16 protein-coding genes and 2 tRNA genes are annotated in these 16,863 nt (G+C 71.6%); 10 read left to right on the top strand and 8 right to left on the bottom strand.

From position 1 onward, the window contains the following. Nucleotides 1–185 precede the first annotated feature (185 nt). The 3 genes from AB0F18_RS33735 (at nucleotide 186) to AB0F18_RS33725 (ending at nucleotide 2,127) form a co-directional block, all read left to right on the top strand. Nucleotides 186–647, top strand: a complete 462-nt coding sequence (locus AB0F18_RS33735; protein ID WP_362067591.1) for a molybdenum cofactor biosynthesis protein MoaE — start codon at nucleotides 186–188, stop codon at nucleotides 645–647. 147 nt (nucleotides 648–794) lie between these two features. Then, a complete protein-coding gene (locus tag AB0F18_RS33730; protein WP_362067589.1) occupies nucleotides 795–992 on the top strand; it encodes a hypothetical protein in 198 nt (65 codons plus the stop codon). Between the two features lie 46 nt (nucleotides 993–1,038). Next, nucleotides 1,039–2,127: a PDZ domain-containing protein gene (locus tag AB0F18_RS33725; RefSeq protein ID WP_362067587.1), complete on the top strand. Its 1,089-nt coding sequence runs from the start codon at nucleotides 1,039–1,041 to the stop codon at nucleotides 2,125–2,127. A gap of 38 nt (nucleotides 2,128–2,165) precedes the next feature. On the opposite strand, the gene AB0F18_RS33720 is transcribed toward AB0F18_RS33725, so the two are convergent. Then, nucleotides 2,166–2,735, bottom strand: coding sequence for a PPA1309 family protein (locus AB0F18_RS33720; RefSeq protein ID WP_362067585.1), 570 nt, complete (start codon nucleotides 2,733–2,735; stop codon nucleotides 2,166–2,168). A gap of 126 nt (nucleotides 2,736–2,861) precedes the next feature. Between AB0F18_RS33720 and AB0F18_RS33715 the strand changes: the two genes are divergently transcribed. The 4 genes from AB0F18_RS33715 to AB0F18_RS33700 all read left to right on the top strand — a co-directional run bounded on the left by AB0F18_RS33715 (nucleotide 2,862) and on the right by AB0F18_RS33700 (nucleotide 8,115). Then, the gene (locus tag AB0F18_RS33715; RefSeq protein ID WP_362067597.1) at nucleotides 2,862–5,753 is read left to right on the top strand and encodes a UPF0182 family protein; all 2,892 of its coding nucleotides are present in this window, start codon (nucleotides 2,862–2,864) and stop codon (nucleotides 5,751–5,753) included. A gap of 61 nt (nucleotides 5,754–5,814) precedes the next feature. Further along, a tRNA-Met gene (locus AB0F18_RS33710) sits at nucleotides 5,815–5,888 on the top strand. Between the two features lie 226 nt (nucleotides 5,889–6,114). Next, the gene (locus tag AB0F18_RS33705; RefSeq protein ID WP_362067583.1) at nucleotides 6,115–7,971 is read left to right on the top strand and encodes a tetratricopeptide repeat protein; all 1,857 of its coding nucleotides are present in this window, start codon (nucleotides 6,115–6,117) and stop codon (nucleotides 7,969–7,971) included. Between the two features lie 70 nt (nucleotides 7,972–8,041). Next, nucleotides 8,042–8,115 (top strand) — tRNA-Met (locus AB0F18_RS33700). Nucleotides 8,116–8,241: 126 nt separating this feature from the next. Here AB0F18_RS33700 and AB0F18_RS33695 read toward each other — a convergent pair. Continuing rightward, nucleotides 8,242–8,658, bottom strand: a complete 417-nt coding sequence (locus tag AB0F18_RS33695) for a Fur family transcriptional regulator (RefSeq protein WP_362067581.1) — start codon at nucleotides 8,656–8,658, stop codon at nucleotides 8,242–8,244. Nucleotides 8,659–8,787: 129 nt separating this feature from the next. Between AB0F18_RS33695 and AB0F18_RS33690 the strand changes: the two genes are divergently transcribed. Then, nucleotides 8,788–10,257, top strand: a complete 1,470-nt coding sequence (locus tag AB0F18_RS33690) for a catalase (RefSeq protein ID WP_362067595.1) — start codon at nucleotides 8,788–8,790, stop codon at nucleotides 10,255–10,257. Nucleotides 10,258–10,324: 67 nt separating this feature from the next. On the opposite strand, the gene AB0F18_RS33685 is transcribed toward AB0F18_RS33690, so the two are convergent. Then, nucleotides 10,325–10,717, bottom strand: a complete 393-nt coding sequence (locus AB0F18_RS33685; RefSeq protein WP_362067579.1) for a CBS domain-containing protein — start codon at nucleotides 10,715–10,717, stop codon at nucleotides 10,325–10,327. A 135-nt stretch (nucleotides 10,718–10,852) separates the two neighbouring features. Further along, nucleotides 10,853–11,659, bottom strand: coding sequence for a histidinol-phosphatase (gene hisN / locus AB0F18_RS33680; protein WP_362067577.1), 807 nt, complete (start codon nucleotides 11,657–11,659; stop codon nucleotides 10,853–10,855). Nucleotides 11,660–11,810: 151 nt separating this feature from the next. Between hisN and AB0F18_RS33675 the strand changes: the two genes are divergently transcribed. Further along, on the top strand, nucleotides 11,811–12,371 hold the full coding sequence (locus AB0F18_RS33675) for a TetR/AcrR family transcriptional regulator (RefSeq protein ID WP_362067593.1): 561 nt from the start codon (nucleotides 11,811–11,813) through the stop codon (nucleotides 12,369–12,371). Here AB0F18_RS33675 and AB0F18_RS33670 read toward each other — a convergent pair. From AB0F18_RS33670 to AB0F18_RS33655, 4 genes are all read right to left on the bottom strand, one after another. Next, nucleotides 12,337–12,660, bottom strand: a complete 324-nt coding sequence (locus AB0F18_RS33670; protein ID WP_007266432.1) for a multidrug efflux SMR transporter — start codon at nucleotides 12,658–12,660, stop codon at nucleotides 12,337–12,339. The genes AB0F18_RS33675 and AB0F18_RS33670 overlap by 35 nt on opposite strands. 102 nt (nucleotides 12,661–12,762) lie before the next feature. Then, nucleotides 12,763–13,773 carry a ribosome small subunit-dependent GTPase A gene (gene rsgA / locus AB0F18_RS33665; protein ID WP_362067575.1) on the bottom strand — a complete coding sequence of 337 codons (1,011 nt, stop codon included), beginning with the start codon at nucleotides 13,771–13,773 and terminating at the stop codon, nucleotides 12,763–12,765. A gap of 10 nt (nucleotides 13,774–13,783) precedes the next feature. Further along, nucleotides 13,784–15,136, bottom strand: a complete 1,353-nt coding sequence (aroA, locus tag AB0F18_RS33660; RefSeq protein ID WP_362067573.1) for a 3-phosphoshikimate 1-carboxyvinyltransferase — start codon at nucleotides 15,134–15,136, stop codon at nucleotides 13,784–13,786. Between the two features lie 53 nt (nucleotides 15,137–15,189). After that, nucleotides 15,190–15,903: a M50 family metallopeptidase gene (locus tag AB0F18_RS33655; protein WP_362067569.1), complete on the bottom strand. Its 714-nt coding sequence runs from the start codon at nucleotides 15,901–15,903 to the stop codon at nucleotides 15,190–15,192. A gap of 53 nt (nucleotides 15,904–15,956) precedes the next feature. On the opposite strand from AB0F18_RS33655, the gene AB0F18_RS33650 reads away from it, so the two are divergent. After that, entirely contained in the window at nucleotides 15,957–16,772 is an 816-nt protein-coding gene (locus AB0F18_RS33650; RefSeq protein WP_362067567.1) for an SOS response-associated peptidase, read from the top strand. Nucleotides 16,773–16,863: the final 91 nt, after the last annotated feature.

Below are 16,863 nucleotides of genomic sequence, written 5' to 3'. Positions count from 1 at the left end.
GCCCGTCGGCGCCGCGGCCTCTGACCGGGGACGCGCACCCGGCCCCCACGGGCCCGGACCCGCTCCGGGCCCGGCCGGCCCGCCCGCGCCCGTCGGCCCTCCTGTAGGAGGCTCCCAACCCGCCGGTCACGGCACGGGCGAATCGGCTATTCCGCCACGTCAGCCGCTAGGGCACGATGGATGACATGGCACCGCACTTCGACCACCCCGGCGAGCAGGCCGCCCAGGACCCCATCCGGCTGCTCGCGATCCGTGAGACCGCGCTCTCGATCGACGAGGTCTTCCAGGCCGTCGGCGACGACGAGACGGGAGGCACGACCCTCTTCGTCGGCACGGTGCGCAACCACGACGGCGGCGCGGACGTCGACGCCCTCGGCTACTCCTGCCATCCCACGGCGGAGGCCGAGATGCGCCGCATCGCCGAGCGCGTCGTGGCGAAGTACCCCGTCCGCGCCCTGGCGGCCGTCCACCGCGTCGGCGACCTGGCCGTCGGCGACCTGGCCGTGGTCGTCGCCGTCTCCTGCCCGCACCGCGGCGAGGCCTTCGAGGCCTGCCGGATGCTGATCGACGACCTCAAGCACGAGGTGCCGATCTGGAAGCACCAGACCTTCTCGGACGGCTCGGAGGAGTGGGTCGGCGCCTGCTGACCCCGGCCGCGCGGACCCCGCCGGGCGGGAGTAGCCTCACCCCCGTTCGGCCGCGCAACACGCCCTCGATTTGCGTAACCCCCCCATGGGCACGAGCGTTGAAGCCACCAACGACTACACGTACTTTCGGGGCAGGGAGGCACGTCCATGGCGTCACTGGCGTGGTTGCTGATTCCGCTGTTCGCCGCGATAGGGGCGGCGATATGGGGCAGCTGGGCAGCGCGCGACCGCACCCAGGGTGACATATCCGAGCTCGCCGGCTACGCGAGGTTCCGCGAGGCCATGGACAAGGCCGACCGGGAACGGCAGAAGGCCGAGGCGCACTCCGGGTCCGACGTCGTCTGACCGGCCCCACGGGCCGCCCGCCGGGGCCGTCCCGTACTGTCGATCCATGCCACGCCGTCCCGCGACGATGCTCGCCTCCTCCCTCGTGCTGTTCGCGCTGCTCTGCGCGGGGTTGTTCCTCAAGGTCCCGTACTCCGAGATGAGTCCCGGTCCGACCGTGAACACACTGGGCGAGTCGCACGGCGAGCCGGTGCTGAACATCTCCGGCCACCAGACGTACCCGACCACCGGTCACCTCAACATGACCACGGTCCGCGTCACCGGCGCCGACTACGACATGAACCTGCTCGAAGCGGCCTACGGCTGGCTCGCGGACGACAACATCGTCGTCCCGCACGAGAACCTCTACCCGGACGGCAAGACGGACAAGGAGTCCACGCAGGAGAACGCCGAGGAGTTCAGCCAGTCGCAGGAGAGCGCCAAGGTGGCCGCCCTCAAGCAGCTCGGCATCCCGGTCAGCGCCCGCGTCATCGTCGCCACCGTCGTCAAGGGCAGCCCCTCCGAAGGCAAGCTGCACGCCGGGGACGTCGTCAAGAACGTCGACGGCAGCCCCGTCACCGCGCCCGGTGACGTCGCCAAGCTCGTCACCAAGCACAAGCCCGGCGAGCCCGTCGAGTTCACCATCGTGCCCGCCGCCGAGGCGGCCGAGGCCGAGAAGGCGAACCGCGAGCCCACCGCCACCACCAAGGTCACCATCACCGCGGGCAAGGCGCAGGACGACGGCCACGCCGTCGTCGGCATCCGGGCCGGGACCGACCACACCTTCCCGTTCCCGATCGACATCAAGCTCGCCGACGTCGGCGGCCCCAGCGCCGGCCTGATGTTCGCCCTGGGCATCGTCGACAAGCTCACCCCGGAGGACCTGACCGGCGGCAAGTTCATCGCCGGCACCGGCACCATCGACGACACGGGGAAGGTCGGCCCCATCGGCGGCATCCAGATGAAGACCATCGGCGCCCGCCAGGCCGGGGCCGAGTACTTCCTGACCCCGGCCGAGAACTGCGCCTCCGCCGCCGCGCGGGTCCCCGACGGTCTGACCCTGGTGAAGGTCTCCACCATCGACGACGCCACCAAGGCCCTGCAGAAGATCAGCAAGGGGGACACGGCCGGACTGCCGCGCTGCACGAAGTCCTGAGCGCGCGGACCCGGCCGGCCCCCCGGCACCCCGGGGGGTCAGGCGAAGGTCGCCGCCAGCGCGTCGGCCAGCCCCGGCACCAGGCCCGCACCGGTCAGGACCTCGCTGGAGGAGTCCTTGTCCCGCAGCCGTACGGCCGACTCCCGCGAGCCGTCGCGCAGTACGCCGACCGTCAGGCGCACCTCCTGCCGCTCCGGGTGGCCGGCGACCCACTTGGCCAGCTGCTTGTCGTTGAGCCCCTCCGGTACGGCGGCCTCGGCGGACGGCGGCAGCATCAGCCGCTCCACCGTCAGCGCGCACCCGACGACCGCGTCGGGCCAGGCGATGGTTCCCAGGAACTTGTCCAGCGGGGTCCCGGCCGGCACCTCGTCCTGCTCGATCGGGGTGAGCTGGGCCTTGCCGGCGTCGTCGGTGTCGAGGCCGAGCTGCTTCCTCAGGCCGGGCTCCTGCCGGCGCAGGCGGGCCGTGTCGACCAGGGCGAAGAGGCGGGCCGGCTTGTCCCAGCCGAGGGTGGAGGCGTACTCGTCGATTTCGAGGACGGCGCGGGTCAGCGGACTGGCCGCCATCGGGGTGCCCGGGGTGGGCGGAAGGTTGGACATGGACAACATCCTGCCTCGTTTCCCCCCGATACCGGGAACTGACTAAAGCCTCAGTAAGTTGCATGGGTGGGCCCTACGATCGAGGGCCCACGACCAGACACAGCGACTTTCGAGGTGCGCACCTTGGCTTTCCAGATGCCGGACCGCGGCGGAGGCCCCTCCGGGCCACGGATGAGAGTCGGCCGCCCCTCCCGGCGTGCCCGGACCCTTCTGCTGACCCTGGGCGTCCTGGCCGTCCTGGCCATGGCGTTCATCATGTTCGCCGGGTTCTGGACGGACTGGCTCTGGTTCCGCTCCGTCAAGTACTCCACGGTCTTCACCACCACCCTGTGGACCAAGATCGGCCTCTTCGCCGTCTTCGGGCTGCTGATGGCGGGCGCCGTCGGGCTGAACATCTGGCTGGCGTACCGGCTGCGGCCGCCGCTCAGCGCGATGTCGATGGAGCAGCAGAGCCTCGACCGCTACCGGATGAGCGTCGCGCCGTACAAGAAGTGGCTGCTCCTGACCATCGCCGCGATCGTCGGGCTGATCGCGGGCGCGTCGGCCGCCGGCCAGTGGAAGACCTGGCTGATGTACGTGAACGGGGTGCCCTTCGGCAAGAAGGACCCGCAGTTCCATCTCGACGTGTCCTTCTACACCTTCGACCTGCCCTGGTACCGCTTCCTGCTCGGCTTCGGCTTCGCCGCGGTCGTGCTGTCGGTGATCGCCGCGGTCGTCGTGCACTACCTGTACGGCGGACTGCGCGTGACCAGCCCGGGCGCCCGGGCCACCGCCGCGGCGACCGGGCACCTGTCGGTGCTGCTCGGCCTCTTCGTCACCTTCAAGGCGGTCGCGTACTGGCTCGACCGGTACGGCCTCGCGGTGAAGTCCAGCGACTTCAAGGCCTCCGACAACTGGACCGGCCTGCGCTACGTCGACGCCAACGCCTACCTGCCGGCGAAGACGATCCTCGTCGCCATCGCCGCGATCTGCGCGGTGCTGTTCTTCGCCACGCTGTGGCGGCGCACCTGGCAGCTGCCGGTCATCGGCTTCGGCCTCATGGTCCTCTCCGCCATCCTGATCGGCGGGCTGTACCCGGCGATCGTGCAGAAGTTCCAGGTCCAGCCGAACGAGCAGGCCAAGGAATCCCCTTACGTCGAGAAGAACATCAAGGCCACCCGCGACGCCTACGGGATCGACGGAACCGACGTCAAGGACTACCCGGGCGTGCCCAACGCCGGGACGAACAAGGACCAGCTGCGCAAGACGGCGGACACCACCGCCAGCATCCGGCTCCTCGACCCGAACATCGTCTCCCCGGCCTTCCAGCAGCTCCAGCAGGTCAAGGGCTACTACGCCTTCCCGTCCACGCTCGCCGTGGACCGCTACAGCGGCCAGGACACGGTCATCGGGCTCCGCGAGCTGAACATCGGCGGCATCCCGAAGAACAACTGGATCAACGACCACTTCCGCTACACGCACGGCTTCGGCGTGGTCGCCGCCAAGGGCAACACCGCCACGGACAAGGGCGCCCCCGACTTCACACAGTCGGACCTGCCCTCCCAGGGCATGTTCGGCAAGGACTTCCAGCAGCGCATCTACTACGGCGAGCAGACGAAGCAGTACTCGATCGTCGGTGGGCCGCAGAAGGAGCTCGACTACTCGGACGACAAGGGCGAGAAGGAGACGAGCTACAAGGGCGACTCCGGCGTCAACCTGAACAACCCGGTCAACCGGGCCGCGTACGCGCTCGCCTTCAGCGAGCCGCAGATCCTCTACTCGGGGGCCATCGGCGAGGGTTCGCGGATCCTCTACAACCGCACCCCCAAGGACCGCGTCGAGGCCGTCGCGCCCTGGCTGACCATCGACGGCGCCCCGTACCCGGCGGTCGTCGACGGCCGGATCAAGTGGATCGTCGACGCCTACACGACGACCAACGGCTACCCGTACGCCTCGCGCACCACGCTGGGCCAGAGCACCACGGACTCGCTGACCAACAGCCAGCGCGCGGTGGTCGCGCAGGAGAACCGGGTCAACTACATCCGCAACTCGGTCAAGGCCACCGTCGATGCCTACGACGGCACGGTCGACCTGTACCAGTGGGACACCCAGGACCCGGTCCTGAAGACCTGGATGAAGGCCTTCCCGGGCACGGTGAAGCCCAAGAGCGAGATCTCCAAGCCGCTCATGGACCACCTGCGCTACCCGCAGGACCTCTTCAAGGTCCAGCGCGAGCTCCTGACCCGCTACCACGTCACCGACCCGCAGACCTTCCTGAGCGGCAGCGAGGCGTGGCAGGTCCCGGACGACCCGACGACCAAGGCCGGTACGGCGGTTCCGCCGTACTACCTGTCGATGAAGATGCCGGAGCAGAAGGAGAAGGACCAGGTCTTCTCCCTCACCACCACGTTCACGCCGAACGGGCGGGACAACCTGAGTGCCTTCATGGCGGTCAACGCCGATCCAGGCACCCCGGACTACGGCAAGATCAGACTCCTGAAGCTGCCGACCAGCAGTCCCGTCGACGGCCCCAAGCAGGTCCAGAGCAAGTTCAACTCCGAGACGAAGATCGCCGAGTCGATCCGTCTGCTGCGCGGCGGCGACTCCGAGGTCGAGTACGGGAACCTGCTCTCGGTCCCGCTGGACGGCGGGATGCTCTACGTGGAGCCGGTCTACGTCCGCAGCTCGGGGCTGAAGTACCCGCTGCTGCGCAAGGTGCTCGTGACCTACGGCGGCCAGACGGCCTTCGAGGACACCCTGGAGAAGGCGCTGAACGTGGTCTTCGGAGCCGAGGCCCCGACCACGCCGGTACCCCCGGAGACCCCGCCGACCAAGCCGGGTGAGACCCCCGCGAACCCGCCGGCCGCGCAGGACCCGACGGTCAAGGCGGCCCTCGCCGACGCCCAGAAGGCGGTCGAGGAGGCCGACAAGGCCATGAAGGCCGGCGACTGGACCGCGTACGGCAAGGCGCAGAGCGACCTCCAGGCGGCGCTGAAGCGGGCGATCGACGCGGAGGCGAAGCTGACGGCCCCCAAGCCGGGGGGCTAGGCGGCCCGGCCGGAAGGCGGTCATGGCTCCGTCCCGCGTCGTGATACTGTGGTTTCACCGACGCGGGGTGGAGCAGCTCGGTAGCTCGCTGGGCTCATAACCCAGAGGTCGCAGGTTCAAATCCTGTCCCCGCTACTGAAGATGAAGGCCCGGATCCCTTGGGATCCGGGCCTTCGTCATGCCCGGACCAGGCTCGACGCGGCCGGGGGAGAAGCTGCTGGGGGACATGAGGTCACTGGGGCGGGTGAGTTGGGGCGTGAGCGTGTTTGACTTGTCTCTCTGTGGGCATGTCGACAAAACGCTGTAGTGACCTCACTGGCTGCGACATACCAGGTGTACGCGGGTAGCAGGTGATGCGACGATGGGATTTATGGGGGACAGGTCAACTCTGCTGGAGACAGGGCGGTTTGTGAGGGCGGAGGCCGGGTCGGGTGCGGAGGCCGGTCAGGCGGCTCCCGCTGTTAACGCGCAGACCGCACTGACCGATGCGGATTTCGCGGAAGAGGCCTTCGGTGACGCGGACGGGGCCACCGACGCCGAACTGGAGGCGCGCCACCGGGTGGCCGCCGACAAGGGCGACCCCGGTGCCATGAGCGTCCTCGGCGCCCTGCTGCTGCGCCGCGGCGACCTGGCCGGGGCCGAGCCCTACCTGCGCGGCGCCACCGGCGCGGGGGACCGCGCCGCCGCCAACAACCTGGGCGTCCTCCTCCTCCAGCGCGGCTACCCCGACGAGGCCGCCGTCTGGTGGCGGGTCGCCGCCGTCGCCGGCTCGGCCCCCGCCGCGCACGCCCTGGGCCGCCACTACCGCGAGCGCGGGGACGAGCCCGCCGCCGAGTACTGGCTGCGCCAGGCCGCGGAGTCCGGCCACGCCCTCGGCGCGTACGCCCTGGCCGACCTGCTGGAACACCGCGGGGACAAGGGGGTCGAGCGCTGGTTCCGGGCCGCCGCCGAGCAGGGCCACCGCGAGGCCGCCTACCGGCTGGCCCGGCACCTGCGCAAGGGCGACCCCGCCGAGGCCGAGCAGTGGTACCGGCAGGCCGCCGCGCGCGGCCACCGGCGCGCCGGGCTGCACCTGGGCGCCCTCCTGGAGGCGCGCGGCGAGCTGAAGGAGGCCGGCCGCTGGTACCTGAGCTCCGCCAAGCAGGGGGAGGCCCGGGCGGCCTGCGCGCTCGGCTTCCTGCTGCGCGACGCCGGGGACGAGGACAGCGCGGCCGCCTGGTGGCACCGCGCCGCGCAGGACGGCGACGGCAACGCCGCGAACGCCCTGGGCGCGCTGCACGCGGCCCGCGGCGAGACCGAGACCGCCGAGAAGTGGTACCGGGTCGCGATGGACGCCGGCGACCACAACGGCGCCTACAACCTCGCGCTGCTGTGCGCCGCGCAGGAGCGGACCGCCCAGGCCGAGCAGTGGTACCGGCGGGCCGCCTACGCGGGTCACCGCGAGGCCGCCAACGCGCTGGCGATCATGCTGCTCCAGGCCGGGGACGCGGCCGGCGCCGAGCCGTGGTTCTCCAAGGCGGCCGAGGCCGGCAGCGTCGACGCCGCCTTCAACCTCGGGATCCTCTTCGCCAGCCGGGACGAGGACCGCTCGGCCCTGAAGTGGTACGAGCGCGCCGCCGCGGCCGGGCACACGGACGCCGCCCTCCAGGTCGGGATCGCCCTGGTGCGCGACGGGGAGGAGCGCGCCGCCGAGCGGCACCTGCGCTGCGCGGCGGGCGGCGGCAGCGCGGAGGCGGCGTTCCGGCTGGCCTCCCTGCTGGAGTCGCTGGCCCCGCCGCCGGAGCCCCCGGCGCTGGGCGAGCCCGTCGGCGGCGCCCCGCGCACCGAGAGCGAGGACTGGTACGAGCGCGCCGCCGAGCAGGGACACCGCCGGGCCCAGGTACGGGTCGGGATGCTGGCCGCGGCCCGGGGCGACCTGGCCGTGGCCGCCCGCTGGTACCGGGAGGCGGCCGAGGCCGGCTCGCGCAACGGCGCCTTCAACCTCGGCCTGCTGCTGGCCCGCGAGGGCAACGAGCCGGAGGCGGCCCTGTGGTGGACCCGGGCGGCGGTGGCCGGGCACGGCCGCGCCGCCCTGCGGCTCGGGCTGCTCGCGGCCCGGCACGGGGACCTCGCGGAGGGGCAGAAGTGGTGCCTGCGCGCCATGGAGCTCGGCCCGGCGGAGGTCGCCGAGCGGGCGGCGCGGCTGCGCGACGCGCTGGCGGAGGAGCTCTCCGCATGAGGCCGTCCGGGGGAACCGGTTAACTGATTTGCATCTGCCGGGTGGACTCCCGTAGAGTCGGGTTTACCGACGCGGGGTGGAGCAGCTCGGTAGCTCGCTGGGCTCATAACCCAGAGGTCGCAGGTTCAAATCCTGTCCCCGCTACTGAAGGCCCAAGGCCCGGATCCCATGGATCCGGGCCTTGAGTCGTTCCTGAACGTAAACACCGGCGTACGGAAAAGGCCGGGGGCCGACGGCCCCCGGCCTTCTCGCGTCGTCCTCGGCCGCCGGTTACGCGGCGGCGCAGTTCGGGCACACCCCGCGGTAGGTCACCTCGACCGCCGAGACCGTGAAGCCGAAGCGTTCGCCGTCCGGCAGGTCGGCCAGCGGGTCGCCCGCCGGGTGGACGTCGCGGATGGCGCCGCACTGGGCGCAGACCAGGTGGTGGTGGGGGCGGTGCGCGTTCGGGTCGTACCGCTTGGCCCGCCGGTCCGTCGACACTTCCAGCACCTCGCCGAGCGAGACCAGCTCGCCCAAGGTGTTGTACACCGTCGCTCTAGAAATCTCGGGCAGTTTGATCACTGCGCGTGCGTGCACTTCGTCTGCCGTCAGGTGAACGTGGTCACCGTCGAGTACTTCGGCCACGACACGCCGCTGGGCCGTCATGCGCCAGCCGCGTCCGCGAAGTCGTTCCAGCAGGTCACTCATACACGCCAGCCTAACAGTGGGGATTCGGTGTAGATCCCGAACCGATGTGGACTTGGATGCTTACTTGACTTAGACAAAGTCCATCGTAGGATCGGTTACGGCAAACGCCAAGGACAGGACTTGCAGGAAATGACGCAGGAGGCGCACGTGACGCAGGGACCGCTCACCACGGAGGCCGGGGCTCCGGTCGCCGACAACCAGAACAGCGAGACCGCTGGGGTCGGCGGGCCGGTCCTCGTCCAGGACCAGCTCCTGCTGGAGAAGCTCGCGCACTTCAACCGTGAGCGCATCCCGGAGCGCGTGGTGCACGCCCGCGGCGCCGGCGCCTACGGCACCTTCACCGTGACCGCGGACGTCACGAAGTACACCCGCGCCAAGTTCCTCTCCGAGGTCGGCAAGCAGACCGAAACGTTTCTGCGCTTCTCGACCGTCGCGGACAGCCTCGGCGGCGCCGACGCCCGCCGCGACCCGCGCGGCTGGGCGCTGAAGTTCTACACCGAAGAGGGCAACTACGACCTCGTCGGCAACAACACGCCGGTGTTCTTCATACGCGACGCCATCAAGTTCCCCGACTTCATCCACACCCAGAAGCGCGACCCGTACACCGGCTCGCAGGAGGCGGACAACGTCTGGGACTTCTGGGGTCTGTCGCCCGAGTCCACCCACCAGGTGACCTGGCTGTTCGGCGACCGCGGCATCCCGGCGTCCTACCGTCACATGAACGGCTACGGCTCGCACACGTTCCAGTGGAACAACGAGGCCGGCGAGGTCTTCTGGGTCAAGTACCACTTCAAGACCGACCAGGGCATCAAGAACCTCACCCAGGCCGAGGCCAACCGGCTCGCCGGCGAGGACCCGGACTCCCACCAGCGCGACCTGCGCGAGTCCATCGAGCGCGGCGAGTTCCCGACCTGGACCGTGCAGGTCCAGATCATGCCCGACGCCGACGCGGCGAACTACCGCTTCAACCCGTTCGACCTCACCAAGGTGTGGCCGCACGAGGACTACCCGCCGATCGAGATCGGCAAGCTGGAGCTCAACCGCAACCCGGAGAACATCTTCGCCGAGGTCGAGCAGTCCATCTTCTCCCCGGCGCACTTCGTCCCCGGCATCGGTCCCTCCCCGGACAAGATGCTCCAGGGCCGCCTCTTCGCGTACGGCGACGCCCACCGCTACCGCGTCGGCATCAACGCCGACCACCTGCCGGTGAACCGCCCGCACGCCACCGAGGCGCGCACCAACTCCCGTGACGGCTACCTCTACGACGGCCGCCACAAGGGCGCGAAGAACTACGAGCCGAACAGCTTCGGCGGCCCCTTCCAGACGGACCGCCCGCTGTGGCAGTCCACCCCGGTCACCGGCGGCACGGGCAACCACGCCACCCCGTCGCACTCCGAGGACAACGACTTCGTCCAGGCGGGCGACCTCTACCGCCTGATGTCCGAGGACGAGAAGGGCCGTCTGATCGAGAACCTCTCCGGCTTCATCGCCAAGGTCTCCCGTGACGACATCGTCGAGCGCGCGATCGACAACTTCCGCCAGGCGGACGGCGACTTCGGCAAGCGGCTGGAAGCCGCGGTCCAGGCCCTCCGCGGCTAGTACGGACCGCTTGCCGTAGCGGGACGGCGGGCCGGGACCTCCACGGGGGTTCCGGCCCGCCGCCGTTCTACGCCGCGATGCTGGTCCGCGTGCGCACCCAGGAGCGGATGACGTCACGGACGGAGACGATGCCCACCGGGCCGCCGTCCTCCAGCACGATCAGGTGCCGGAAGCCGCCGACGGCCATCGCCTCGGCGGCCTCCTCCACGGTGGCCTCGGGGGTGCAGAAGACGACGTTGTTCGTGGTGTGCGCGCCCACCGACTCCCGGTCGGGGTCGTGGCCCGCCCCGATCGAGTTCAGGATGTCGCGCTCGGTCAGGATGCCGATGCCGCTGTGGTCGGGGTCGAGGACGACGGCCGCGCCGACGCGCCGGCCGGACATCAGGCAGGCCGCCTGACGGAGGGTGTGGGCGGGTCCGAGGGTCAGGATCACGGTGCTCATGGCGTCACGGACGAGCATGAAGAGAACCACCTCCTGGGTGTGTCCCGCTTCGAGAACCGCTTCACAAGCGCACAAGCGGGGGAGTCTCAGATTCCCACGAGCACGCAGCGTCATCAAGAGGGCGCGCTGAGCGCATGCCCCCGCGCGCCGGGATCAGGAGGCGGGGCGCAGGAAGCCCAGCATCTCCTCGTGGAGCAGCCCGTTCGAGGCCGCAGCGTTGCCGCCGTGCACCCCGTCCACGCCGTCGACGCTCGTGAACCGGCCGCCCGCCTCCTGGACCACGACCGCGATGGCCGCCATGTCCCACAGGTTCAGCTCCGGCTCGGCGCACAGGTCCAGGGAGCCCTCGGCGACCATCATGTACGGCCAGAAGTCCCCGTAGCCCCGGGTGCGCCAGCAAGCGCGGGTCAGCTCCAGGAAGCCGGGGAGCCGGCCCTGTTCCTCCCAGCCGCTCAGCGAGGAGTACGCGAAGGAGGCGTCCCCCAGGGAGGCCACCTTCGACACGCCGATCGGGCCCGCGGGCTCGCCCAGCGCGCCGCCCGAGAAGGCGCCCCCGCCCTGCGAGGCCCACCAGCGGCGGCCCAGCGCCGGGGCCGAGACCACGCCGACGACCGGGCGGAACACCCCGTCCTCGCCCTCCGCCATGAGGGAGATCAGGGTCGCCCACACGGGGACGCCGCGCACGTAGTTCTTCGTTCCGTCGATCGGGTCCACGACCCAGCGGCGCGGGCCCTCGCCCTTGAGCCCGTACTCCTCGCCGAGGATCGCGTCGTCGGGCCGCGCGGCCAGGATCCCGGCCCGGATGATCTCCTCGGCGGCCTGGTCGGCCTCGCTCACCGGAGTCATGTCCGGCTTGGTCTCCACCTTCAGGTCGAGGGCGCGGAAGCGCTGCATGGTGGCGGCGTCCGCCGCGTCGGCGAGTTCGAGGGCAAGGCGCAGATCGTCGTCATACGTGGGCATGCCCGAACAGTATCGAGACCGCGGGGGCCCGGCGAACGGTGTCCACGGTACGGCCGGGAGGCGCCCTTGACAGGATCTGGCGGTCCGTCAACTCTGGCGGGTGAGCCAGGCCGGGGACAGCCGGCCGGAGCGACAGGCGGGGGAGGCGACGTTGTCGGCGGCCCGGGAGTCCTTGCTGAAAGCGGCGGAGGCGGCGCTGAGCGCACGCCCCTGGCCGGCCGTGCGGATGGTGGAGGTCGCGACCGCCGCCGGGGTCTCGCGGCAGACCCTCTACAACGAGTTCGGCGGCAAGGAGGGCCTGGGCCGGGCCCTGGTGCGCCGCGCGGCCGACTGGTACCTCGACGGGGTGGACCGGGCGCTGGCCGCCGCCCCGCCCGGGCACACCGCCGCCGAGCGGCTCGCGGCCGTCGCCGAGTGGACGGTACGGGCGGCCCGCGCGCGTGCGCTCGTACGGGCCCTGCTGACCGGGGCCTGGAGCACGGCCCTGCCCGCGCCGCCCCCGGCCGGGAGCCGGCAGGCGATCGGGCCGGGGGAGCTGACCCGGGCCGCCCGCGACCGGGCCGTAGCCGCGCTGCCGCAGGAGCCGGAGCGCCGCTGCGAGCTCGCCGTACGGCTCGCGCTGTCCTACGTGGTGGCGCCCGGCGAGGAGCCGGGCGAGCGGGAGCTGCTGCGGCTGATCAGTGGGCCGAGCCGGAGAGCTGGAGGCCGATGACGCCCAGGATGACCAGCGTGATCGAGACGAGCTTGAGGGTGGAGACCAGGTCCCCGAGGAAGACCATGCCGTAGATGGCGGTCCCGGCCGCCCCGATGCCCGTCCACACCGCGTACGCCGGGCCCACGTCCAGCTTCTTCAGGGCCAGGGTCAGCAGGCCGAAGCTGCCGAGCGCGAAGCACGCGAAGGCGATCGTCGGCCACAGCCGGGTGAAACCGTGGGACAGCTTGAGGCAGACCGCGAAACCGGTCTCCAGGATCCCCGCGACCACGACCAGCAGCCACGCCATGTCGAATGCCTCCCCGCGTCAGGTGACATCACGTCACTTGGTGCGATTATGCATTTACCAGACATGGCGTGGTGCAAACCCGCCCGGCGATCAGTCTGGCGATCAGTCGCCTTCGCGGCGCTCGCGCGTCTCCAGCAGCCGCCGCAGCGAGTACAGCCGCGCCGGGTCCGCGTGGCCGTCCTCCACCCACTGGTCGAGCGCGCAGTCCGGCTCGTCGTGGCTGCACGCGCGCGGGCAGCCCTCCGTCCCCGGCACCAGGTCCGGGAAGGCCAGCACCACGCGCGAGGGGTTCACGTGGTGCAGGCCGAAGGAGCGCACGCCCGGGGTGTCGATGACCCAGCCGTCCCCGGAGGGCAGGGGCAGCGCCAGCGCCGAGGTGGTGGTGTGCCGGCCGCGGCCGGTCACCGCGTTGACGTGCCCGGTGGCGCGCTGGCGGCCCTCGGCGACCAGCGAGTTCACCAGCGTCGTCTTGCCCACGCCCGAGTGGCCGACGAAGGCGGTGATCCGGCCGTCGAGGCGCTCGCGGACCCGCTCGGCGGCGTCGCCCGTCTCCAGCTCCTCGCGGTTGGTCACCACGTAGTTCAGCCCGAAGGTCGAGTAGACCTCCAGGATCTTGTCCGCGGAGGTCAGATCGGACTTGGTCAGCACCAGCAGGGGCTCCAGCCCCGCGTCGTACGCCGCCACCAGACAGCGGTCGATCATCCGGGGCCGGGGCTCAGGGTCGGCCAGGGCCGTCACGATCGCCAGCTGGTCGGCGTTGGCGACGACCACCCGCTCGTACGGGTCGTCGTCGTCGGCCGTGCGCCGCAGGACGGACTTGCGCTCCCCGATCCGTACGATCCGGGCGAGCGTGTCCTTCTTTCCGGACAGGTCGCCGACGAGCGACACCCAGTCGCCCACCACCGCCGCCTTGCGGCCCAGCTCGCGGGCCTTCATCGCGGTGACCGTGCGGCCGTCGACCAGGCAGGTCAGCCGGCCGCGGTCCACGGTGAGGACGAAGCCCTCCGAGGCGTCCTCGTGCTTGGGCCTGATGTTCGTCCGTGCCCGGTTGCCCTTGGGGTTCGGGCGCTGGCGGATGTCGTCCTCGTCGGTGTGCTTGCCGTACCTGCGCATGACCGGGCCCCTACGCTCCCGCTCCTGCTTCCGCTCCCGAGAGCATGTCCGCCCACATCCTCGGGAAGTCGGGCAGGGTCTTCGCGGTGGTCGCCACGTTCTCGATCTCCACGCCCTTCACGGCCAGGCCGATCACCGCGCCCGCGGTGGCCATGCGGTGGTCGTCGTAGGTGTGGAAGATCCCGCCGTGCAGCTTCCGCGGCCGGATGTGCAGCCCGTCCGCCGTCTCGGTGACGTCGCCGCCGAGCTCGTTGATCTCCTTGGTGAGCGCGGCCAGCCGGTCCGTCTCGTGCAGCCGCAGGTGGGCCACCCCGCGCAGGGTGGACGGGGAGTCGGCCAGGGCCGCCACCGCCGCGATGCCCGGGGTCAGCTCGCCGACCTCGCTCAGGTCCACGTCGATGCCGTGGACCGCGCCGGTGCCGGTGAAGACCAGGCCCGCGTCGGTCAGCTCGCAGGAGCCGCCCATCTCCGTGAAGATGCGGCGCAGCTCGTCACCGGGCTGCGTGGTGCGGCGCGGCCAGTCCGGGATGGTGACCGTACCGCCGGTGATCAGCGCCGCCGCCAGGAACGGCTGGGCGTTGGACAGGTCCGGCTCGACGACCAGGTCGCGGCCGAGCAGCGCGCTCGGCGCCACCCGCCAGACGTTCTTCTCGCCCCCGGCCTCGGGGGTGTCGACCTGGGCGCCCGCCGCGCGCAGCATCTCCACCGTCATCCGGATGTGCGGCATCGACGGCAGCGTCGCGCCCGTGTGCCGGACCTCGACGCCCTGGTTGAAGCGCGGGGCGGACAGCAGCAGCGCCGAGACGAACTGCGAGGAGTTGGAGGCGTCGATCTCGACCGTGCCGCCCTCCAGGGCGCCGCCGCCGTGGACGGTCATCGGCAGCGCGCCGCGGCCGTCGTCGTCGATGCGGGCGCCCAGGGCGCGCAGGGCGTTGATGACCTCGCCGAGCGGGCGCTCGTAGGAGCGCGGGTCGCCGTCGAAGCGGATGTCGCCGGCGGCGAGGGTGGCGACGGGCGGCAGGAAGCGCATGACCGTGCCCGCGTTGCCGACGTCGACGGTGGCCGGACCGTGCAGGGCCGCCGGGATGATCCGCCAGGCCTCGCCGCCCGCGCCGTCCGCGGCGGAGCTGGAGGAGACCGTCTCCTCGATGCCGACGCCCAGGGCGCGCAGCGCGTCCGACATCAGCTGGGAGTCGCGCGAGCGCAGCGGGCGGCGCACCCAGCCCGGCTCGGCGGCCAGGGCGGCGAGCACGAGGGCGCGGTTGGTGACCGATTTGGACCCCGGCACGGTGACGGTGGCGTGGACGGCACCCTCGGCGAGCGGAGCGGGCCAGAGGGGGAGGAGCGCGGGGGTCTCGGTCATGGCCCCCACTTTAGTGGCTGTGCGCGGGCCCAGATCTTGATCGCGCCCGCGTCTCACAGGCCGAGCAGCCAGCGCCCGCCCCCCACGAGCGCGCACAGCGAGACCGTGTGGAAGAAGAGCAGCCAGACCACCGGATGCAGGTGGGTGAGCCGCCCCAGCTGGTCGGCGTCCGAGTCCGGCGCCCCGCCCCCGCGCCGCTTGGCCTGGAGCTCGAAGACCGGACGCACCCCGCCCAGCAGCAGGAACCACACCACCGCGTACGCGAAGACCGCCTGCACCTCCGCCGAGGCCAGCCAGGAGACCAGCACGAACGTCCCGCCGGCCAGGAACACCGTCAGCAGCCCGTACGCGTTGCGGATCCGCACCAGCAGCAGCACCAGCAGTGCGGTCGCCGCCCACAGCAGCACCGTGATCCGGTGCGCCGACAGCAGGGCGGCCCCGCCCAGGCCCAGCAGCGAGGGCGCCGTGTAGCCGGCGGCGGCCGTCAGGACCATGCCGACCCCGGTCGGCTTGCCCCGGCTGACGGTGACCCCGCTGGTGTCGGAGTGCAGCCGGATCCCCGCCAGCTCGCGCCCGCTCAGCCGGGCCACCAGGCCGTGCCCGCCCTCGTGCGCGATGGTGATCGCGTTGCGGGCCGGCAGCCACAGCGGCCGCCACACCACGACGGCCAGGGCGGCCAGGCCGGTGGCGGCCACCAGCCACAGGGCCGGTGGGGTCTGTATGCCGGTGAGCCGGTCCCAGAGGCCGGCCGTCGTGCTGCTGTCCATGGAGTGGCGGACTCCTTGCGGTGGTGGGCGGTGTCCGTGGCAGTGTGTCAGCCATGTGCGGAAGGTTTGCGGCCGGTCGGACGCCAGAGGAACTGGCGGGGATATTCGGCATCGAGCGGTGGGAGCCCGAGGAGACCCTGGCCCCCGACTTCAACGTGGCGCCGACCAAGGAGGTGCACGTCGTCCTCGACCGTCCCCTCAAAGACGCGCGGGACCCGCGTCCGGTTCGCCAGCTGAGGGCCCTGAAGTGGGGCCTGGTCCCCTCCTGGGCCAAGAGCCCCGAGGGCGCCGCCCGGATGATCAACGCCCGGTCGGAGACCCTGCACGAGAAGCCCTCCTTCCGGCGGCCCTTCGCCCAGCGCCGCTGCATCGTCCCCGCCGACGGCTACTACGAGTGGGTCACCGCGCACGACGAGCGGCAGCTGGAGGTGGAGGGGAAGAAGAAGCGGGCCCGCAAGCAGCCCTACTTCGTGCTGCCCGCCGACGGCTCCGTCTTCGCGATGGCCGGGATCTACGAGTTCTGGCGCGACGCCGCCCTGCCCCCCGACCACCCGCAGGCCTGGTGGGCCACCTGCTCGGTGATCACCGCCGAGGCCGAGACCACCCCGCTGGGCGTGGCCCCCGCCGAGGGGCCGCGCTCCCTCTCCGAGATCCACCCCCGCATGCCGCTGATGCTGACCCCGGACCGCTGGGACGCCTGGCTGGATCCGGCCCGCACCGACGAGACCGGGCTGCGGGACCTGCTGGCGCCCCCGCCGGGCGGGCTGATGCGGGCGTACCCGGTGTCCACGGCGGTGAGCAACGTGCGCAACAACGGGCCCGAGCTGCTGGGCGAGCTGGAGGCGCCGGAGGAGGGCACCCTCTTCTAGGGTCTGTCGTCAAAGTCCCGTCTGCCCCGCGACGCCTGGCACGCACTCTCGCCGCACCGGGCGCAAGACCGAGTACGCCCAGTACGAGGTC

This window comes from Streptomyces sp. NPDC029216 (assembly GCF_040648015.1).
Classification (GTDB): Bacteria; Actinomycetota; Actinomycetes; order Streptomycetales; family Streptomycetaceae; genus Streptomyces.
This window is presented reverse-complemented; position numbering and strand designations above follow the sequence as displayed.